Annotated in this window: 1 protein-coding gene; it reads right to left on the bottom strand. The window is 38.7% G+C overall.

Annotated elements, in window-relative coordinates:
• On the bottom strand, positions 1–287 hold a 287-nt coding region (locus tag JUI58_RS02700; RefSeq protein ID WP_204102205.1), incomplete at both ends, for a helix-turn-helix domain-containing protein.

The raw sequence follows: 287 nt of genomic DNA, 5'->3' as shown, positions 1-287 counted from the left end.
TTTGTCTAATCTTTTGAGCATCTGTTGCAAGACTTGAGCATTCACAGATTTTAACCACGGGTTTGTTTTCTTAGCCTCTGTTAATTGTTTGGCTTGGTTGTTGTAATTTGGAAAAGGTTGATCCGCCGGAATGATATATTCTTTGTCTAGAGAACAAGAATTAACAGAACACTTCCGAGATTTAATCCAGTCTTTACGCTCTCTCAGAGCGTAATTCCAGACAGCACGACACACTCTCAAGGTATTCTCAATCACCTCGATTTGCTTTTCGTTTGGGACTAATTTAT

It is taken from the genome of Spirulina sp. CCY15215, from assembly GCF_016888125.1.
Lineage (GTDB): Bacteria > Cyanobacteriota > Cyanobacteriia > Cyanobacteriales > Spirulinaceae > CCY15215.
The sequence above is the reverse complement of the archived record's forward strand: the minus strand, read 5'-3'. Positions and strand labels throughout refer to the sequence as shown.